This is a genomic window from Rathayibacter sp. AY1B5 (assembly GCF_002932795.1).
In the GTDB taxonomy this organism is placed as follows: Bacteria; Actinomycetota; Actinomycetes; order Actinomycetales; family Microbacteriaceae; genus Rathayibacter.
In genome coordinates, this window is sequence record NZ_PSWM01000010.1 from 40,087 (window position 1) to 55,685 (window position 15,599).

The window sequence follows — 15,599 nt, forward strand, 5'->3', positions numbered from 1 at the left end:
GCGAGCAGCGCTCGGAGCGGCCTCGCGGGAGCCGCCGCTACCGTGGCGGGATGCAGCTCCCGCTCTCCTCCGCCGTCTCCCCCCGCGTCCTCGCGCTCGAATCGGCGGGGTCGACGAACGACGAGCTCCGCGAGCGGGCGGTCGCGGACCCCGCCGCGTGGCCGCACCTCTCCGTCGTCGCCACCGGCGACCAGCGCGCCGGGCGCGGTCGGCTGGGGCGCGTCTGGCAGGCGCCCGCGGGCCGGACGCTCGCGGCCTCCACCCTGGTCGACGCCTCCGCCCTCGGCGCCGAGGCCTCCGGCTGGCTGCCGCTCGTGGCCGGGGCGGCTCTCGCCCGCGCCCTCGCACCCCTCGTCGACGGGGACGTCGCCGTCAAGTGGCCCAACGACGTCCTGATCGACGGCCGGAAGGTCGCCGGGATCCTCGCCGAGCGCCTGCCGGACGGGCGGGTCGTCGTCGGCACCGGCGTGAACCTGCTGCTGACGGAGGCGGAGCTGCCGGTCCCGACCGCGACCTCGCTCGCCCTCGCCGGGGCGCGGACGACGAGCGCCGACGAGGTGCTCGCCGCGTTCCTCACCGGGTTCCAGGCCCTGCTCGCTCCGCTGCTCGCCCAGGGCGACGCCGAGGCCTCCGGAGCGGCGGCCGCCGTCCGCGCCTCCTGCGGCACCCTCGGCACGCGCGTCCGGCTCGAGCTGCCCGACGGCACGCAGGAGGAGGGGACCGCCTCCGACCTCGCTCCGGACGGCTCGCTCCTGCTCGAGCAGGGCGGCGCGCTGCGCTCGTTCCCGGCCGGCGACGTCACGCATCTGCGCTCCTGATGGCCCGGACCGACCCCGCCGACCGCGAGCTGGCGCGGCTGACCCCGCGCGCCCGCCGGGCGGTCGCACCGGTCGTCGGCCTCCTCCTGCTCACCTGGACGGGCTTCTACTTCGCCGCGCAGTTCGAGCTCGCCCTGCAGCGCTGGATCATCGGGCTCGGCACCGCCCTGCTGGTGCTGCTCCTCTGCGCTCCCGGGATCGCCGGCTGGGCGAGCGTGCGCTACCGCGTCACCGCCTCCGGCCTCAGCGCGCGCCGGGGCGTGGCGTCGGTCCGGCGGGCCGAGGTGGTCTTCGACCGGAGGATGGACGTCGCGGTCGAGCGCTCCCTCGGCCAGCGTCTCGCCCGCTGCGGCGACGTCCGGATCCTGCAGGCGGGCGCGGAGGTGTTCGTGCTGCGCGATCTGCCGGATCCCGAGCTCACGGCCGACCTGCTGCGGGAGGCGATCGGCGCTGCTCCGGTCCTCGAGCCGGAGTGGCCGCCGCCCGCGTGAGCCCGCCGGGGCCTCGGTAGCATGGAGCCGCCCCGCGCCAGCGGGCGGAGACGGAGGAGCGCCATGCGCGTCGGCGTGATCGGGGGCGGCCAGCTCGCTCGGATGATGATCCCCGCGGCGGTGGAGCTCGGCATCGAGATCGCCGTGCTCGCCGAGAGCGAGGGCGCCCCGGCGGCGCTCGCCGCGACACGGGTCGGCGACTACCGAGACGAGGCGACCGTGCTCGCCTTCGCCGAGACCGTGGACGTGGTCACGTTCGACCACGAGCACGTTCCCCAGCCGATCCTCCGCGAGCTCGTCGCCCGCGGCGTCGCCGTGCACCCCGGCCCCGACGCCCTGCTGTTCGCGCAGGACAAGCTGATGATGCGGCGCCGCCTGACCGAGCTCGGCGTGCCCGTGCCCGAGTGGGCCGAGGTCTCCTCCGCCGAGGAGCTCGGGGAGTTCCTGGCCGAGCACGGCGGCAGCGCCGTGGTGAAGACCGCGCGCGGCGGATACGACGGCAAGGGCGTGCGCGTGGTGCGCGGCGCCCACGAGGCGGACGACTGGTTCACCGCCCTCGCCGAGGACGGCCGGGGCGGCTCGCTCCTGGTCGAGGAGCTGGTCGGCTTCCGCCGCGAGCTCGCGCAGCTCGTCGCCCGGCGCCCCTCCGGCGAGAGCATCCTCTGGCCCGTGGTGGAGTCGGTGCAGCGCGACGGCGTCTGCGCCGAGGTGATCGCTCCGGCCCCCGCGTCAGCCGGTCGGCTCGCAGCCGCCGCGGCCGAGATCGCGCAGACGATCGCCGACAGCCTCGGGGTCACCGGCGTCCTGGCCGTCGAGCTGTTCGAGACGACGGACGACCGCATCCTGGTCAACGAGCTGGCCATGCGCCCGCACAACAGCGGCCACTGGACGATGGACGGATCGACCACCTCGCAGTTCGAGCAGCACCTGCGCGCGGTCCTCGACCTGCCGCTCGGCGCGACGGGGTGCCGCGACCCGTGGACGGTGATGGTCAACGTGCTCGGCGGCCCGGTGGGGGAGTCGCTGACGGACCGCTACCCGCGGGTGCTCGCCGATCACCCGGGCGTGAAGGTGCACAACTACGGCAAGGAGCCGCGACCGGGCCGCAAGGTCGGGCACGTGAACGCCACCGGCGACGACCTCGACCTCGTGGTCTACGAGGCTCGCGCGGCGGCGGCCGTTCTCACGGACTGACCCGTACGATGGTCGCCGTGACGAGCCAGCCGACCTCCCCGACCCCTGCCGGAGCCCTCTCGTGAGCGCGGACACGCTCGTGAACGGGCCCGCGCCGCTCGTCGGCGTCGTGATGGGCTCGGATTCGGACTGGTCCGTCATGCAGGCGGCGTCCACCGTCCTCGCCGAGTTCGGCGTGGCGCACGAGGTCCGCGTCGTCTCCGCGCACCGCACCCCGGAGGCGATGATCGCGTACGGCCGCGAGGCCCGCGACCGCGGCCTGAAGGTCGTCATCGCCGGAGCGGGCGGAGCCGCCCACCTCCCCGGCATGCTCGCCGCGGTGACCTCGCTCCCCGTCGTCGGAGTGCCGGTCCCGCTCGCCCGCCTGGACGGGCTCGACTCCCTCCTCTCGATCGTGCAGATGCCGGCGGGCGTCCCCGTCGCCACCGTCTCCATCGGCGGAGCGCGGAACGCCGGACTGCTCGCGGTGAAGATCCTCGCGACGGCGGACGACGCCCTCTCCGCAGCGCTCGACGCCTTCGCCGCCGACCTCGAGGTGCAGGTCGCCGCGAAGAACGACGCCCTGGTGGCGGGCCTGTGACGGCCGTCGCTCTGCCGCTGCGGCACCCGGACGTCGCCTCCCGCGCCTTCATGACGCGGCGGGCGTGGTGGCTGCTGATCGTCAACCTCCTGGTGCCCGGGTCCGCTCAGGTCCTGGCGGGGAACCGGCGGCTCGGGCGCCTCGGGCTCGGCTTCACCCTCGGGCTCTGGGTCGCCCTCCTGGTCGCGGTGCTCCTCTACTTCGTCTTCCCGACCGGCCTCTACACGCTCGCGACCTTCGACCTCTCGATGCTCGCGCTCCAGGCGGCGCTCGTCGTCTACGGAGTGGTCTGGGCCGTGCTGACGCTCGACACCCTCCGCCTGATCCGCGTCGTCCGCGTGCGCCCGCGGATGCGCGGCGTGCTCGCCTTCGCGACGATCGCGCTGATGGCGGTCTCGGTCGGCACCACCGCCTACGGCACCTACCTGCTCGGCGTCACCCGTGGGACGCTGTCGTCGATCTTCGGCGGCGGAGCGATCGAGCAGCCGATCGACGGCCGCTACAACGTGATGCTCCTCGGCGGCGACGCGGGGGAGGACCGAGACGGTCTGCGCCCCGACAGCATCTCGGTGGTCAGCATCGACGCGTCGAGCGGCAAGGCCTCGATCATCGGGGTCTCGCGCGAGTTCGTCGACTTCCCGTTCCCCGAGACCAGCCCGATGCACGAGCTCTACCCCGACGGCTACGACACCGACAACTGCGCCGTCGACGTCTGCAAGCTCAACTCGGTCTACACCGAGGTCGAGCTGAAGCACCCGGAGCTCTACCCCGACGCCGTCGACCACGGCAGCGAGCCGGGCATCGAGGCGATGCGCGACGCGGTCGAGGGCATCCTCGATCTGAGGATCCAGTACTACGCGCTGATCGACATGGAGGGCTTCGCCCAGCTGATCGACGCGCTCGGCGGCATCGACATCGACTACGTGGCCGACGAGCCGCTGCCGCTGGGCGGGCTGCCCGACTCCGACGGCGTGATGCAGGGCGTCAACCAGTGGATCGATCCCGGGCACTGGCACTTCAACGGCGAGCAGGCCCTCGCCTACGCCCGCTCGCGCTACACCACGAGCGACTACGACCGGATGGCGCGCCAGCGGCAGGTGCAGGAGGCGCTGCTCGCCCAGTTCGAGCCGGGCAACGTGCTCGCCAAGTTCCAGGACGTCGCGTCCGCCGGTTCCCAGGTCATCAAGACGGACGTCCCGCAGGGGATGCTCGGCTACTTCGTGCAGCTGGGGCTCAAGACGAAGTCGCAGCCGGTGGATCCGATCGAGCTGGTCCCGCCGGCGGTCGACCCGGAGGACCCGGACTACGACGTCGTGCACTCGCTGGTGAGCGCCGGACTGTCGGGCGACTCCGCGCAGTAGCCGGCCGGGTGCCGCACGCCTCAGAGGTCGGCGTGCAGCGCCCAGACGCGCTCGGCGGAGTCGCGCCAGCTGAAGGCGCGGGAGCGGTCGCGGCCGGCCACGGACATCCGCTCGCGCAGCCCGGTGTCGGCGAGCACGCTGCTCATGGCCAGGGCGAGGCGGTCGGGGTAGTCCTTCGCGTCGCCGCGCTCGACGGCGACGCCGGCGTCCGCGGCGACCTCCATCAGCGCGGGGTCGTCGGAGTGCACCACCGGCACCCCGAAGTGCATCGCCTCGAGCACCGGCAGGCCGAAGCCCTCGGCGATGCTCGGGTAGACGAAGAGCGTGGCTCGGGAGAGGACGACGGCGAGATCGGCGTCGCTGAGGACACCCAGCGCGCGCACGCGCGTCTCGTCGAGGCCCTGCTCGTCGGCGACGGAGGCCACGTCGAGGTCGCCCCACCCGGTCGGGCCGACCAGGAGCAGCGGGATCGCCGGCGCGGACACTCCTCCGAAGGCCGCGATCAGCGAGACCAGGCCCTTCCGCGGCTCCAGCGTGCCGACGCTCAGCACGTACTCCGGGGGGAGCCCCACCGCTGCGGCGCGCTCGTCGGCGTCCTCCGGGACGACCAGGCCGGAGCCGACGGCTCCGCCGATCACCCGCAGCCGGTCGCCGAAGTCCATCAGCTGGGAGAGCTGGTGCGCGACGGCGTGGGTGGGGACGACGACGGCGTCCGCGTGCTTCCGGGCCCGCTTGGCCATCGCCCGGTGCCACTTCGCGCCGTGCGGGGTGAGGGTCTCGGGGTGCGTCCAGGGCACCGTGTCGTGGATCGTGACGGCGATCTGCTCGCCCTCGCTCCCGTCGTGGCTGCGCAGCGGGGCGAAGAGGCTCGGGGCGTGCATCATGCCGCCGCCGGCCGGGATGGCGATCCCGTACTGCCAGGCGCGGGAGAGCTCGCGGCGCCCGAGCGGCAGCCGGTGGATGCGCGCGAGGCCGGGCAGGCGCAGGCGCAGCTCCTCCTCCTTCTCGGGCGGGTGGGCGGAGACGACCGCCTCCACCTCGCAGTCGCGCGGAGCCGTCGCGATCAGCTCGCGGGTGAGCTCCTCGGTGTAGCGGCCGATGCCGCCGGGGACGCGGGCGAGCATCTGGTCGACGACGACGCGGAGGGTGGTGGTCACGGGGTCACCGCCTCGAGGGGCGCGGCGGCGAGGGCGTCCTGCCAGGAGCGCAGTGGCGGCAGGCCCGCGCGGCTCCAGCCGTCGTGGCCGAGGACCGAGTAGGCGGGACGCGGAGCGGGGCGGACGAACGAGCCGCTGTCTGTCGGGCGCAGGCGCTCGGGATCCAGTCCCGCCTTGGCGAAGACGGCACGGGCGAAGCCGAGCCAGGTCGTCTCGCCCGATCCGGTGCCGTGGTAGACGCCGGCCGGGGCGCCCGCGTCGACCAGCTCGATCAGGCGCGCGGCGAGGTCGGCGGTCCAGGTGGGCTGGCCGTGCTGATCGTCGACCACGGTCAGCGTCTCGTGCGCGCCCGCCAGTCGCACCATCGTCTTCGCGAAGTTGCCGCCGTGCTCGCCGTAGAGCCAGGCCGTGCGGACGACGTAGCCGCGCTCCGGGTTGGCCTCGAGCACCAGGCGCTCGCCCTCGGCCTTCGTGCGGCCGTAGGCCGAGATCGGGTTCCGGGGGTGGTCCTCGGAGTAGGGGGTCGTCGCGGAGCCGTCGAAGACGTAGTCGGTGGAGACCTGGACGAGTGCGGCTCCCGTCTCGGCGGTGGCGAGGGCGAGGTTGTGCGCTCCGACGGCGTTGACGCGGTGCGCCTCCTCCTCGTCGGTCTCGGCGTCGTCGACGCGGGTGTACGCGGCGCAGTTCACCACGGCGTCGTGGCCCGCGACGGCGGCGCGCACGGCGTCGAGGTCGGTCACGTCGAGGTCGGAGCGGCCGAGGGCGGTGCTGGGGCGGGAGCCGAGAGCCGCGCGCAGGTCGGTGCCGAGCATGCCGGAGGCGCCCGTGATGAGGAAGGTCACCTCCTCATCATGCCCGAGCCCTCCGCCGGTCGACGGTCGGCGCACCGGCCCGGCACCGCGTGGCGCGGAGGCGTCGCGGGCCCGTGAGACGCCGTCGTTACACTGGCCACCGTGCAGATCCGAGAGCTCGACATCCCCGACGTCTACGAAGTGACTCCGCGCCAGTTCCCCGACGATCGCGGGGTCTTCTACGAGTTCTACCGCTTCGACCGCCTGGCCGAGAAGGTCGGGCACCCGCTCTCGCTCCGGCAGGGCAACACGTCCGTCTCGCGCCGCGGCACCGTCCGCGGCATCCACTTCGCGCAGATCCCGCCGTCGCAGGCCAAGTACGTCTCGTGCTTCTCGGGCGCGGTCCTCGACTACGTGATCGACGTGCGCGTCGGGTCGCCGACCTTCGGGCGCTGGGAGTCGATCCTGCTGGACGACGTCGACCGCCGCTCCGTCTACATCGCCGAGGGCATCGCGCACGCCTTCGTGGCGCTGACCGAGGGCGCCGTGGTCTCGTACCTCGTGAACGCCACCTTCGATCCGGTGCGGGAGAAGGGGATCGACCCGCTCGACGAGCAGATCGGCCTGCGCTTCCCGGAGGAGGCCGGCGAGCTGCTCCTCTCGCCGAAGGACACCGATGCACCGACACTGGCCGAGGCCGAGGCGCAGGGCCTGCTGCCGACCTGGGACGAAGCGCGGGCCTTCTACGCGGAGCTCGACTCCGCGTCCTGACCGCCGATCCGGTGGACGGGCGGCCCGGCTCCCGCCCGGCGGGGGCGGATCAGCTCTTCGAGCGCAGGCGCATCAGCGCGACCCGGGCGCCCAGCCCGGCGCGCACCGCCGCGCGGATCGGCGCCTGGTACCAGGCCCCGTACTTCTGCGCGAGGTAGAGGTAGGCGCTGCGGTGGTGGACCGCGAGCATCCGCGCCGAGGCCAGGCGGGTGGAGTGCCCGCCGAGGTGCGAGACGACCGCGTCGGCGAGGTAGACGTTGGTCCACCCGCGCTGCCCGAGCGAGTCGCCCAGCTGGACGTCCTCGAAGTACATGAAGTAGCGGTCGTCGAAGCCGCCGATCTCCTCGAAGGCCGTGCGGCGCACCATCACGCAGGCGCCGGAGAGCCAGCCCGCCTCCATCCGGCCGTGGCGCAGGGTCTCGACCGCGCGCGAGCGCCGGTAGGTCGCCGACCACGGGTTGCCGGGCCAGACGTGGGCGAAGACGGCGTGCCCGACGCCCGTGCCGAGCGAGGGCAGAGCGCGGGCGGAGGGGTAGATCGTGCCGTCGGAGTCGAGGATGCGGGGACCGATCGAGCCGATCCGGTCGTCCGCCGTCGCGGCGGCGTAGAGGGCGTCGATCGAGCCGGGGAGGAAGACCGTGTCCGGGTTGGTCACCAGGATCCACTCGACCTCGGGCCCGAGGCGGTCGACCGCGTAGTTGACGGCCCGGCCGTAGCCGAGGTTCTGCCCGGTCTCGTGGAACTCGACCTGCGGCAGTCGCTCGACGACGCTGCGGACGGAGTCGTCCGTGGTCAGGTTGTCGACCACCACGATGCGCACGTCGTGCTCCGTCGCCTCCGGCACCGACTCGAGGCACGCGCGGAGGACCTCACCCGAGAAGTGGGTGACGACGACGACCGCGATGGGCAACGTCGAGCGGGCGATGAGAGCCTCCGGGTGGTGCGGCGTCGACGGGAGGAGTGCCCCGTCGGAAGAACTCGACGAGGCTAGCACGCGGCTCGAGCGGTGCCCGGGAGCCGGGGGCCCTCAGCGGACGATGTCGACGGGCTCGGTGCTGACGGCCACGGCGGCGGGGGAGACCGTCTCGATCGCGGGCAGCGCGTCGTGCGCCGGACGGCGGAAGACGACGAACTTGTACATGCAGAAGTTCCACACCAGTCCCACGAGGACGGCGACGGCCTTCGCGATGTTGATCGCGAGGAAGGCGTTCTCCCCGGAGCTGGGGAGGAAGAGCATCGAGTTGCCGAAGCGGGTGTCGAAGAAGACCTCGAAGCCGTAGATGATCGCCGACTGCAGGACCAGCGAGCTGAACCCGGTGACGAGGAAGAACTTCGCGAACGTGGCGACCGAGACCCTGCCCGGGTGGCGGAAGACGAAGAAGTGGTTCAGCGCGTACGAGATCGTGATGCCGACCAGGACGGAGAAGACGTTGGCGAGGAGGGTCGGCAGACCGAGCAGGAGCACGAGCGTGTTGAGGATGAGGAAGTCGATCGCCGTGTTGGTGCATCCCGCGATGAGGAATCGGACCTTCTGCGATTCGAGGAGTCTCTTCATCTGCGGTGCTCTTTCCCGTCCCCCTCTGGCGTCGATGCCCGACCGTCGGGCTCCGACGGGCGTCCATCGGGGCAGGCGAACAAGGGGTGAACCGCCGTGCACTGTCGACCATCGTAACCGCGGACCCCCGCCGGGCGGTCGAACGGCCGGTGCCATGTTCCTGAGAGAGTGCGCGGACGGTGCGGCGGCGGGCCGCGGGGCGCGCTCGGAGGCTCGCGAGCACCGCCTCGTTATACTCGCAGGGCTCTCACCGGTCAGCCGGTGCACCGGAAGAACGGATCCCCCCGCCTCATGCGCACCCTCGCCGTCGTCGTCCCCACCTACAACGAAGTCGCGAACATCGCGACGGCGCTGCCGCGGGTCGCGCTCGCGGCGTCCCGCAACCCCGACTTCCACGTGACCGTCGCCGTCATCGACGACAGCTCCCCCGACGGCACCGCCGACCGCGCGCGCGAGCTCGCGGCCGAGCTCGGATCCGACACCTTCGAGGTCCTCGTGCTCTCGCGCGAGAAGAAGGAGGGGCTCGGCGCGGCGTACATCTGGGCCTTCCAGCACCTCCTCGCGGCCGAGCGCCGCTACGACTACCTGCTGCAGATGGACGCCGACCTCTCCCACGACCCGGACTACATCGACGCCTTCCTGCGGGAGGTGCGCGGCGGCGCCGACTTCGTGGTCGCCTCCCGCTACATCGCCGGCGGGGGCACTCCCGACTGGACGCTCGACCGCAAGCTGCTGAGCGGCGGCGGCAACCTCTACACGCGCCTCTTCCTCGGCTCGAAGATCACCGACTGGACCGGCGGCTTCAACCTCTTCAGCGCGGACCTCCTGCGCACCCTCCACCTCGAGACGATCCGCGCAGCCGGCTACGGCTTCCAGATCGTGCTCAAGTACCGGGCGCTGCGCCGGGCCCGCGGAGTGAAGGAGATCCCGATCGTCTTCCTCGACCGCACGGTCGGCAACTCCAAGATCCCGAGCGACACCCTCCTGAAGAACCTCCTGCTCGTCCTGGCCATCCGGTTCGGCGGGAAGCACCGGTGACAGCGGGTCCGACGGGATCCCCTCGGACCCGGAGGGCCCTCCTCGAGCTCGCCGCCCTCGCCGTCGTCATCAGCGGGACCCTGCTCGTGCTCGGCTTCCTGGTCGGCACGCCGTGGCGGCCGCTGCTCTTCCGCGACGGCGACTCGCTGGCGCTGCCGCTGATCCTGCAGTCCTTCGCCGAGGGCCGCCCCGCGGCCTGGGTGATGACGAGCCAGCTCTTCCTCTTCCCCGAGCTCCCCGTCTTCGGGGCCGCGTGGCTGCTGACCGGCGGCGATCCCGCGGCGGCGCTCGCGGTCAACGCCGTGCTCAACGTCGTCCTCCTCTACGGAGTGCTCCGGATGCTCGCGCGCCGACTCGTCGCGGCCCGGCACCGCCGGCTGCGGCCCGCCGCCGCGCTCGCCGGCATCGCCGTGCTGCTGGCGCTCTGCCTGACGGAGGGCCGCGCGCTGAACAACGAGGGGGCCCTGGCGACGACCTTCCTCCTGACGACCTACTACTACGGCGCGGTGCTCACGGGCCTCGCCGGGCTCGCCGTCGCCCTGGGCGCGCTGCGCGAGCGCCGTCCGGCCGCGCGGCCGCTGCTCCTGGTCGGAGCGGCCGTCAGCGCGACGACCCTCTCCGATCCGCTCCTCCTGGTGCAGTTCGTCGGCCCCCTGCTGGTGGTCCTCGTCGTGCTGCTGATGCTCGCTCTGGCTGCTCCCCGAGCGGTGCTGGTCGTCGCGGGCACGGTCCTCGGGGCCGCGGCGCTCGGAGCCGCACTGCGGATCCCGCTCGGCTTCCTGATCGGGACCGACGCCGGCGGGTACCTCCGGCTGCCGCTCGCCGGGACGGCCCTGGACGACCTCATCGTGCAGTTCCTCGTGCTGAAGGCGCCGCTGATCGGCAAGCTCGAGGTGGCGCTGCTGGGTCTGCTGCTGCTGGCCGCCCTGGCCGTCGTCGTGGCCGGTGCCGCCCGCGTTGCGCGGGGGGCCGCCCTCGACGAGGCGGCCCGTGCGCGCTTCGCGGTGTGCGCGTTCCTGCCGGCGCAGACGGCGGTGCTCCTGGTGGTGCAGGTCTTCACCGGCAGCTCGGTCAGCCGCTACCTGATGCCGATCCCGGTGACCGCGACCGTGGTCGTGATCGCGCTGATCGGCGCCGCGGCGGCGCACCGGCGGAACGCGGGCACACGACTGACGCCGGTCGTCCGCGTCGTGGCCCCGCTGGCCGCCGCAGGCCTCGTCGTCGCCGCCGTGCCGGCCACGGCGGCGGTCGCCTCGGCGGCGGCCGGCGCGCGATCGGACCCGGACGCCGGCTGCCTGGAGCGCTGGATCGACGGCCGCGAGCTCGCGGGCGTCGGCTCGTTCTGGTCGACGCGGCCCCTGGACCTCTACGGGCCGGCCTCGCTGCACGTCCAGCAGGTCAACTTCGACTTCACGGTGCAGCTCTGGATGAACAACCTGAGCGACTACCGCGACCGGCAGTACAGCTTCGTCCTGGCCGACCGCTCGCCCGACTGGGCGGGGCTCGCGCGCGGGACGCTCGGCGATCCCTCCGATATCGTCGCCTGCGGGGGGTTCGACATCTACGACTACGCGGGCACCGACGGCGAGACCGAGCTGAACAGGATCGTCCAGAGCAGCGTGGAGGAGCAGCGCCGTGAGCGCGGCTACTGACACGCGCGGCCCGCGGACGGCGAGCCGGCGGCGCCGGACGCTCGTCGAGCTCGGGTGGGCCCTCGGCGCCGCCCTCGTCTCGGTCGTCGCCGCCGTGCTCGCGCTCGGGATCGGGCCGCAGGACCTGACGGCCCGCTGGACCGTGGGCGGGGACGACCAGATCCTGCACTACACGCTCTTCACCAGCGCCACGCAGGCGTTCCCGTTCGACGGCAACGCGGCGCTCGGCTTCCCCGACGGCTTCAACGCGTTCTTCAGCGCGCAGTTCGACGTCGCCTCCGCCCTCGCCGTCTCGGTCCTGGCCCTCCTGGTGCGCGACGGGACGACGCTCCTGAACGTCTTCTACCTGGGCACGTTCGCGACGGTCGCCCTGACCGGCTACGTGTTCTTCCGCGCCCTGCGCACGCGGCCCTGGGTCGCGGCGTTCTCCGCGGTCCTGCTGTCGCTGCTGCCCTACCACTTCCTCCGGATCGGCTTCGGCCACGCGTTCCTCGCCAACTACTGGGCGATCCCGCTCGTGGGCGTGATGGTGCTGATGGTCGCCGGACCGCGCACCGATCCTCTCCGCGCCTTCGCCGAGCGGGGCGCGACGCGGAGGAGCCGGGTGCTGCGCTCCGTCGTCCCGGGAGTCGTGCTCGGGCTCCTGGTGGCGAGCACGGGCGGCTACTACTACGTCTTCGCGGTCCTGGTCCTCGGAGCGACCTGGGCGGTGAGCACGGCCGCCGGGCTGCTCTCCCGCGAGCGGCTGCGCGTGCTCGCGGTCTCGTCGGTGCCGTTCGTCGCGCTCGGCGTGTTCGTCGGGCTCTCGCTGCTGCTGCTCTCGCTCGACTTCGGGGAGCGCTACAGCCCGTACTTCACGTCGCGGACCGTGGGGGAGTCGGAGGCCTACGCCGGCAAGCTCGTGCTGCTGGGCCTGCCCTGGTCGGGGACCGGGCTGCCGCAGGGGTACGGCCTGCTGAACACCTACGCGGGCCAGTCCGGCGTGGCGCCGACGACGGAGCCGCCCGGGTTCTCGATCCTCGCCAGCGTCGCGCTCCTGATCACGCTCGTGGCGCTTCCGATCACCGCGCTCGGCGGCGGGCGGGCGCTGCGTGCGACCGCGGTCGGCCGCTTCTTCTCGGACGCCCGCGTGCGCGTCCTCGCCGTGGCGACGCTGGCCGCGCTCCTCTTCTACACGGTGACGGGCCTGGGCGTCGTGGTCTCGCTGGTGGCGGGGCCGACGATCCGGGCATGGGCGCGGATGTCGATCGTCATCGCGGTCCTCGTCCTCGGCGTGCTCGCGCTCCTGCTCGACCGGATCACGGCCCGTGGCGGCATCCGGATCCTCGTGGCGGCGCTGCTCGCTGCGATCGCGGTGGTCGATCAGCTGGCCGGGGTATCGGCCGCGGTCCCGATCGCGCCGACCGAGGACTCCGAGATGCGCTCGTTCGTGTCGGAGGCCGACGCGCAGCTGGACGACGGCTGCGGAGTGGTGGAGCTCCCCCTGAAGAGCTTCCCCGACAGCGGGCGGATCGGAGCGCTCTCCGACTACGACGAGGCGCTGCCGTACCTCGCGACGGAGGAGGGACGCCTGCGCTGGAGCTACGGGGCGGTGGAGGGCACCTACGGCTGGGACGTCTGGGGCGACGTCGACGACCCGGCCGCATTCGCCAGCGCTGTGGCGGGCAGCGGCGCCTGCGCCGTCTACGTGGACACCGCCGGCTACACCGACGACCCCGACGGCTGGCGGGCCTACGTCGAGGCGGCGACCGGGGACGTCGAGCCCGAGGTCGCGTCCGGCTCGGGGCGCTGGCTGCTGTTCACGACCCAGCGCTGATCAGCGGTCGTCGAAGGCCAGCTCGAGCAGGCGCCGCGCGGTGCGGTCCCACCCCGGGATCGGCTCCGGTGCGAGTCGCCGAGGGCTGCGCAGCGCCGCTCCGATCGCGGTCGTCCACCCGGTGCGGTCCGCCGGGTCGATGAAGACGGCGGTGGACTCCCGTCCGGCGAGCGCGTCGCGGAGGCCGGGGATGTCGGCCGCCAGCACCGGGGTGCCGCAGGCGACGGCCTCGAGGGCGGGGAGGCCGAAGCCCTCGTGCCAGGAGGGCATCGCGACGGCGTCGGCGCCCGTGAGCAGGGCCGGCAGATCCTCGTCGGCGACGTAGGAGGAGGCGAAGCGCACGTCGGCTCCGGCCGCGACCGCGCGCGCGACAGCGGAGTGGACGTCCCCGTTGTCCCAGCCGTCCCCGCCGACCAGGAGCAGGGTGTGACCCTCCGGCCGCTCGGCCTGCCGGTAGGCGTCCACCAGGGTGACGAGGTTCTTGCGGCGCTCGATCGATCCGACGAAGAGCAGATAGGACCCGAGGCCGTGCTCCGCCCGGACCCGCGCCACCTCCTCCTCGCCGCGGGCGTGGAAGAGGTCGGCGTCGATCGTGGTCGGCAGCACGCGGACGCGCGCGGGAGCGACGCCCAGAGCGCTCTCGACCTCCGCCGCGGAGGACGGGGTGCCGGTCAGGACCAGATCGCTGCGCCGGATCCACCGGGGCACCGACCGCGACAGCAGCTCCCGGCGCTCGCGCGGAACGAGCTCGGGCATCACGGCGAAGCAGACGTCGTGCACGAAGGTGAGCGAGCGGGAGCGGGCGAGCGGCCAGCTCCGGAAGTTCGGGAAGAAGTAGGCGCCGCGGCCGAGCAGGAGGTCGATCCCCGGCGCGGGCAGCCGGGTCAGAGCGCTCCACAGCGGCCGGGGCAGCGGCACCGGCCGGACGCGCAGGGTCCGGAAGCCGAAGCGCTCGAGCGAGCCCGCTTCGCTCGCCGGCACGACGAGGAGCACCTCGACCTCCGCGGCGGTCGCGTCGGTGTCCAGGGCGTGCAGCAGGCCGAGCAGGACGCGGCCGACTCCGGTCAGGCGCGGCGCCGCGAGGGCGGTCGCGTCGACCAGGAGGCGGCGGCGCCGCGCGGTCACGGCCTGCTGAGGCGGACGGTGGAGTCGATGTCGACGACGCCGTCGTGCACGGAGGCCCGCTCGACCGTGAAGGTCGCGGCGACCGGGATCCGCATGGTCTCGCCCTGCGAGAAGGTGGCCGAGGAGGCGTGCACGGCGTAGTTGCCGGCGCCGAGGTGCAGGTCGGGGAGGGTGAACGTGACCGTCATCTCTCCGTCGACCGCGCTCAGCGGCGTGCCGATGCGCTCGGTGTTGGTCCCGAAGACCCGCTGGCCGAGGGGAGTGTCGATGCCCATCCCGATGTTCCAGTCGTCGACCGGGCGGCTGGTGCGCACCGTGACGTCGAACTCGAGGGTCTCACCGCTGCGGACGACCGTGCCGCCGTGCTCGATGGACCCGCCGCGCAGGCGGCAGCCCAGGATCTCGATCAGCTGGGGGGCGGGCTCGTCCGCGGCCTCGGCGGCCTCGGCCTCGCGCTCCTGGCGGGCGGCCCGACGGTCCTCGAAGCTCTCGCGGAGGACCTGGAGCCCCTCGGAGGTCTCGCCGTCGAAGACCACGGTGCCCTTCTCGAGGACGATGGTGCGGTCGCAGAGCTCGCCGACCTGCTCGAGCGAGTGGGTGACCAGGACGATGGTCTTGCCCGCGCGCTGGAAGGCGCGGATGCGGTCCATGCACTTGCGCTGGAACGGCTCGTCGCCGACGGCGAGGACCTCGTCGACCAGCAGCAGGTCGGGATCGGTGTGGATCGCGATCGCGAAGGCGAGCCGCACGTACATGCCCGACGAGTAGAACTTGACCTGGGTGTCGATGAACTCGGCGATCTCGGAGAAGTCGACGATCGAGTCGAACTTGCTGTCCAGCTCGCTGCGCGAGAGTCCGAGGATCGCGCCGTTGAGGTAGACGTTCTCGCGCCCGGTGAGGTCGGGGTGGAAGCCCGCTCCGAGCTCGAGGAGCGCGGCGAGGCGTCCGCGGCGCTCCACGGTGCCGGTCGTCGGCTGCACGATGCCGCCGATGAGCTTGAGGAGCGTGCTCTTGCCCGAGCCGTTCGCGCCGATGAGGCCGACGGTCGAGCCCAGGGGGATCTCGAGGTCGACGTCGCGGAGCGCCCAGAACTCGTCGCGGTGCTTGCGCCCGCGGCCGAAGTTCACGATCCGCTCCTTGAACGACTTGTCCTTACGGATGACGAAGCGCTTGGAGGCGTTGCGCACCCGGACGACGGTCGGGGTGCCGGAGGAGGCGGGCACGGACTCCTGCTTGCTGGTGAGGGTCAC

The 15,599-nt window shown here is 73.1% G+C and carries 15 protein-coding genes; 9 read left to right on the forward strand and 6 right to left on the reverse strand.

Going from position 1 to position 15,599, the window contains the following annotated elements; genetic code table 11:
- The first annotated feature begins 50 nt into the window (after window positions 1-50).
- From C5D44_RS08430 to C5D44_RS08450, 5 genes are all read left to right on the forward strand, one after another.
- Entirely contained in the window at window positions 51-818 is a 768-nt protein-coding gene (locus C5D44_RS08430; protein ID WP_104275332.1) for a biotin--[acetyl-CoA-carboxylase] ligase, read from the forward strand.
- Window positions 818-1,309: a PH domain-containing protein gene (locus tag C5D44_RS08435; RefSeq protein WP_104275331.1), complete on the forward strand. Its 492-nt coding sequence runs from the start codon at window positions 818-820 to the stop codon at window positions 1,307-1,309. The genes C5D44_RS08430 and C5D44_RS08435 overlap by 1 nt, the downstream gene beginning before the upstream one ends.
- A gap of 63 nt (window positions 1,310-1,372) precedes the next feature.
- Window positions 1,373-2,503: a 5-(carboxyamino)imidazole ribonucleotide synthase gene (locus C5D44_RS08440; RefSeq protein ID WP_104281387.1), complete on the forward strand. Its 1,131-nt coding sequence runs from the start codon at window positions 1,373-1,375 to the stop codon at window positions 2,501-2,503.
- A 112-nt stretch (window positions 2,504-2,615) separates the two neighbouring features.
- Window positions 2,616-3,083, forward strand: a complete 468-nt coding sequence (gene purE / locus C5D44_RS08445) for a 5-(carboxyamino)imidazole ribonucleotide mutase (RefSeq protein WP_104281415.1) — start codon at window positions 2,616-2,618, stop codon at window positions 3,081-3,083.
- The gene (locus tag C5D44_RS08450; RefSeq protein WP_258065037.1) at window positions 3,080-4,444 is read left to right on the forward strand and encodes an LCP family protein; all 1,365 of its coding nucleotides are present in this window, start codon (window positions 3,080-3,082) and stop codon (window positions 4,442-4,444) included. Before purE ends, C5D44_RS08450 begins: the two co-directional genes overlap by 4 nt.
- A gap of 20 nt (window positions 4,445-4,464) precedes the next feature.
- On the opposite strand, the gene C5D44_RS08455 is transcribed toward C5D44_RS08450, so the two are convergent.
- Together C5D44_RS08455 and rfbD are read right to left on the reverse strand one after the other, a co-directional pair.
- The gene (locus C5D44_RS08455; RefSeq protein WP_258067921.1) at window positions 4,465-5,601 is read right to left on the reverse strand and encodes a glycosyltransferase family 1 protein; all 1,137 of its coding nucleotides are present in this window, start codon (window positions 5,599-5,601) and stop codon (window positions 4,465-4,467) included.
- The gene (rfbD, locus tag C5D44_RS08460) at window positions 5,598-6,443 is read right to left on the reverse strand and encodes a dTDP-4-dehydrorhamnose reductase (protein WP_104281388.1); all 846 of its coding nucleotides are present in this window, start codon (window positions 6,441-6,443) and stop codon (window positions 5,598-5,600) included. Before rfbD ends, C5D44_RS08455 begins: the two co-directional genes overlap by 4 nt.
- A 111-nt stretch (window positions 6,444-6,554) precedes the next feature.
- On the opposite strand from rfbD, the gene C5D44_RS08465 reads away from it, so the two are divergent.
- On the forward strand, window positions 6,555-7,163 hold the full coding sequence (locus tag C5D44_RS08465; protein WP_104275328.1) for a dTDP-4-dehydrorhamnose 3,5-epimerase family protein: 609 nt from the start codon (window positions 6,555-6,557) through the stop codon (window positions 7,161-7,163).
- Between the two features lie 49 nt (window positions 7,164-7,212).
- On the opposite strand, the gene C5D44_RS08470 is transcribed toward C5D44_RS08465, so the two are convergent.
- Together C5D44_RS08470 and C5D44_RS08475 are read right to left on the reverse strand one after the other, a co-directional pair.
- The gene (locus C5D44_RS08470; RefSeq protein WP_244229466.1) at window positions 7,213-8,073 is read right to left on the reverse strand and encodes a glycosyltransferase family 2 protein; all 861 of its coding nucleotides are present in this window, start codon (window positions 8,071-8,073) and stop codon (window positions 7,213-7,215) included.
- Window positions 8,074-8,190: 117 nt separating this feature from the next.
- Complete coding sequence (locus C5D44_RS08475; RefSeq protein ID WP_104281389.1) at window positions 8,191-8,718, reverse strand: GtrA family protein; 528 nt, start codon at window positions 8,716-8,718, stop codon at window positions 8,191-8,193.
- Between the two features lie 291 nt (window positions 8,719-9,009).
- Between C5D44_RS08475 and C5D44_RS08480 the strand changes: the two genes are divergently transcribed.
- Genes C5D44_RS08480 through C5D44_RS08490 form a run of 3 tightly spaced genes read left to right on the forward strand, consistent with a single transcriptional unit; the run spans window position 9,010 to window position 13,224 of the window.
- The gene (locus tag C5D44_RS08480) at window positions 9,010-9,756 is read left to right on the forward strand and encodes a polyprenol monophosphomannose synthase (RefSeq protein WP_104275326.1); all 747 of its coding nucleotides are present in this window, start codon (window positions 9,010-9,012) and stop codon (window positions 9,754-9,756) included.
- Window positions 9,753-11,408 (forward strand): hypothetical protein, encoded by a 1,656-nt coding sequence (locus C5D44_RS08485; protein WP_104281390.1) that lies wholly within the window; start codon window positions 9,753-9,755, stop codon window positions 11,406-11,408. Before C5D44_RS08480 ends, C5D44_RS08485 begins: the two co-directional genes overlap by 4 nt.
- Complete coding sequence (locus C5D44_RS08490) at window positions 11,392-13,224, forward strand: hypothetical protein (protein ID WP_104281391.1); 1,833 nt, start codon at window positions 11,392-11,394, stop codon at window positions 13,222-13,224. The genes C5D44_RS08485 and C5D44_RS08490 overlap by 17 nt, the downstream gene beginning before the upstream one ends.
- On the opposite strand, the gene C5D44_RS08495 is transcribed toward C5D44_RS08490, so the two are convergent.
- Together C5D44_RS08495 and C5D44_RS08500 are read right to left on the reverse strand one after the other, a co-directional pair.
- Complete coding sequence (locus C5D44_RS08495) at window positions 13,225-14,349, reverse strand: glycosyltransferase family 1 protein (RefSeq protein WP_104275323.1); 1,125 nt, start codon at window positions 14,347-14,349, stop codon at window positions 13,225-13,227.
- The gene (locus C5D44_RS08500) at window positions 14,346-15,599 is read right to left on the reverse strand and encodes an ABC transporter ATP-binding protein (RefSeq protein ID WP_244229465.1); all 1,254 of its coding nucleotides are present in this window, start codon (window positions 15,597-15,599) and stop codon (window positions 14,346-14,348) included. Before C5D44_RS08500 ends, C5D44_RS08495 begins: the two co-directional genes overlap by 4 nt.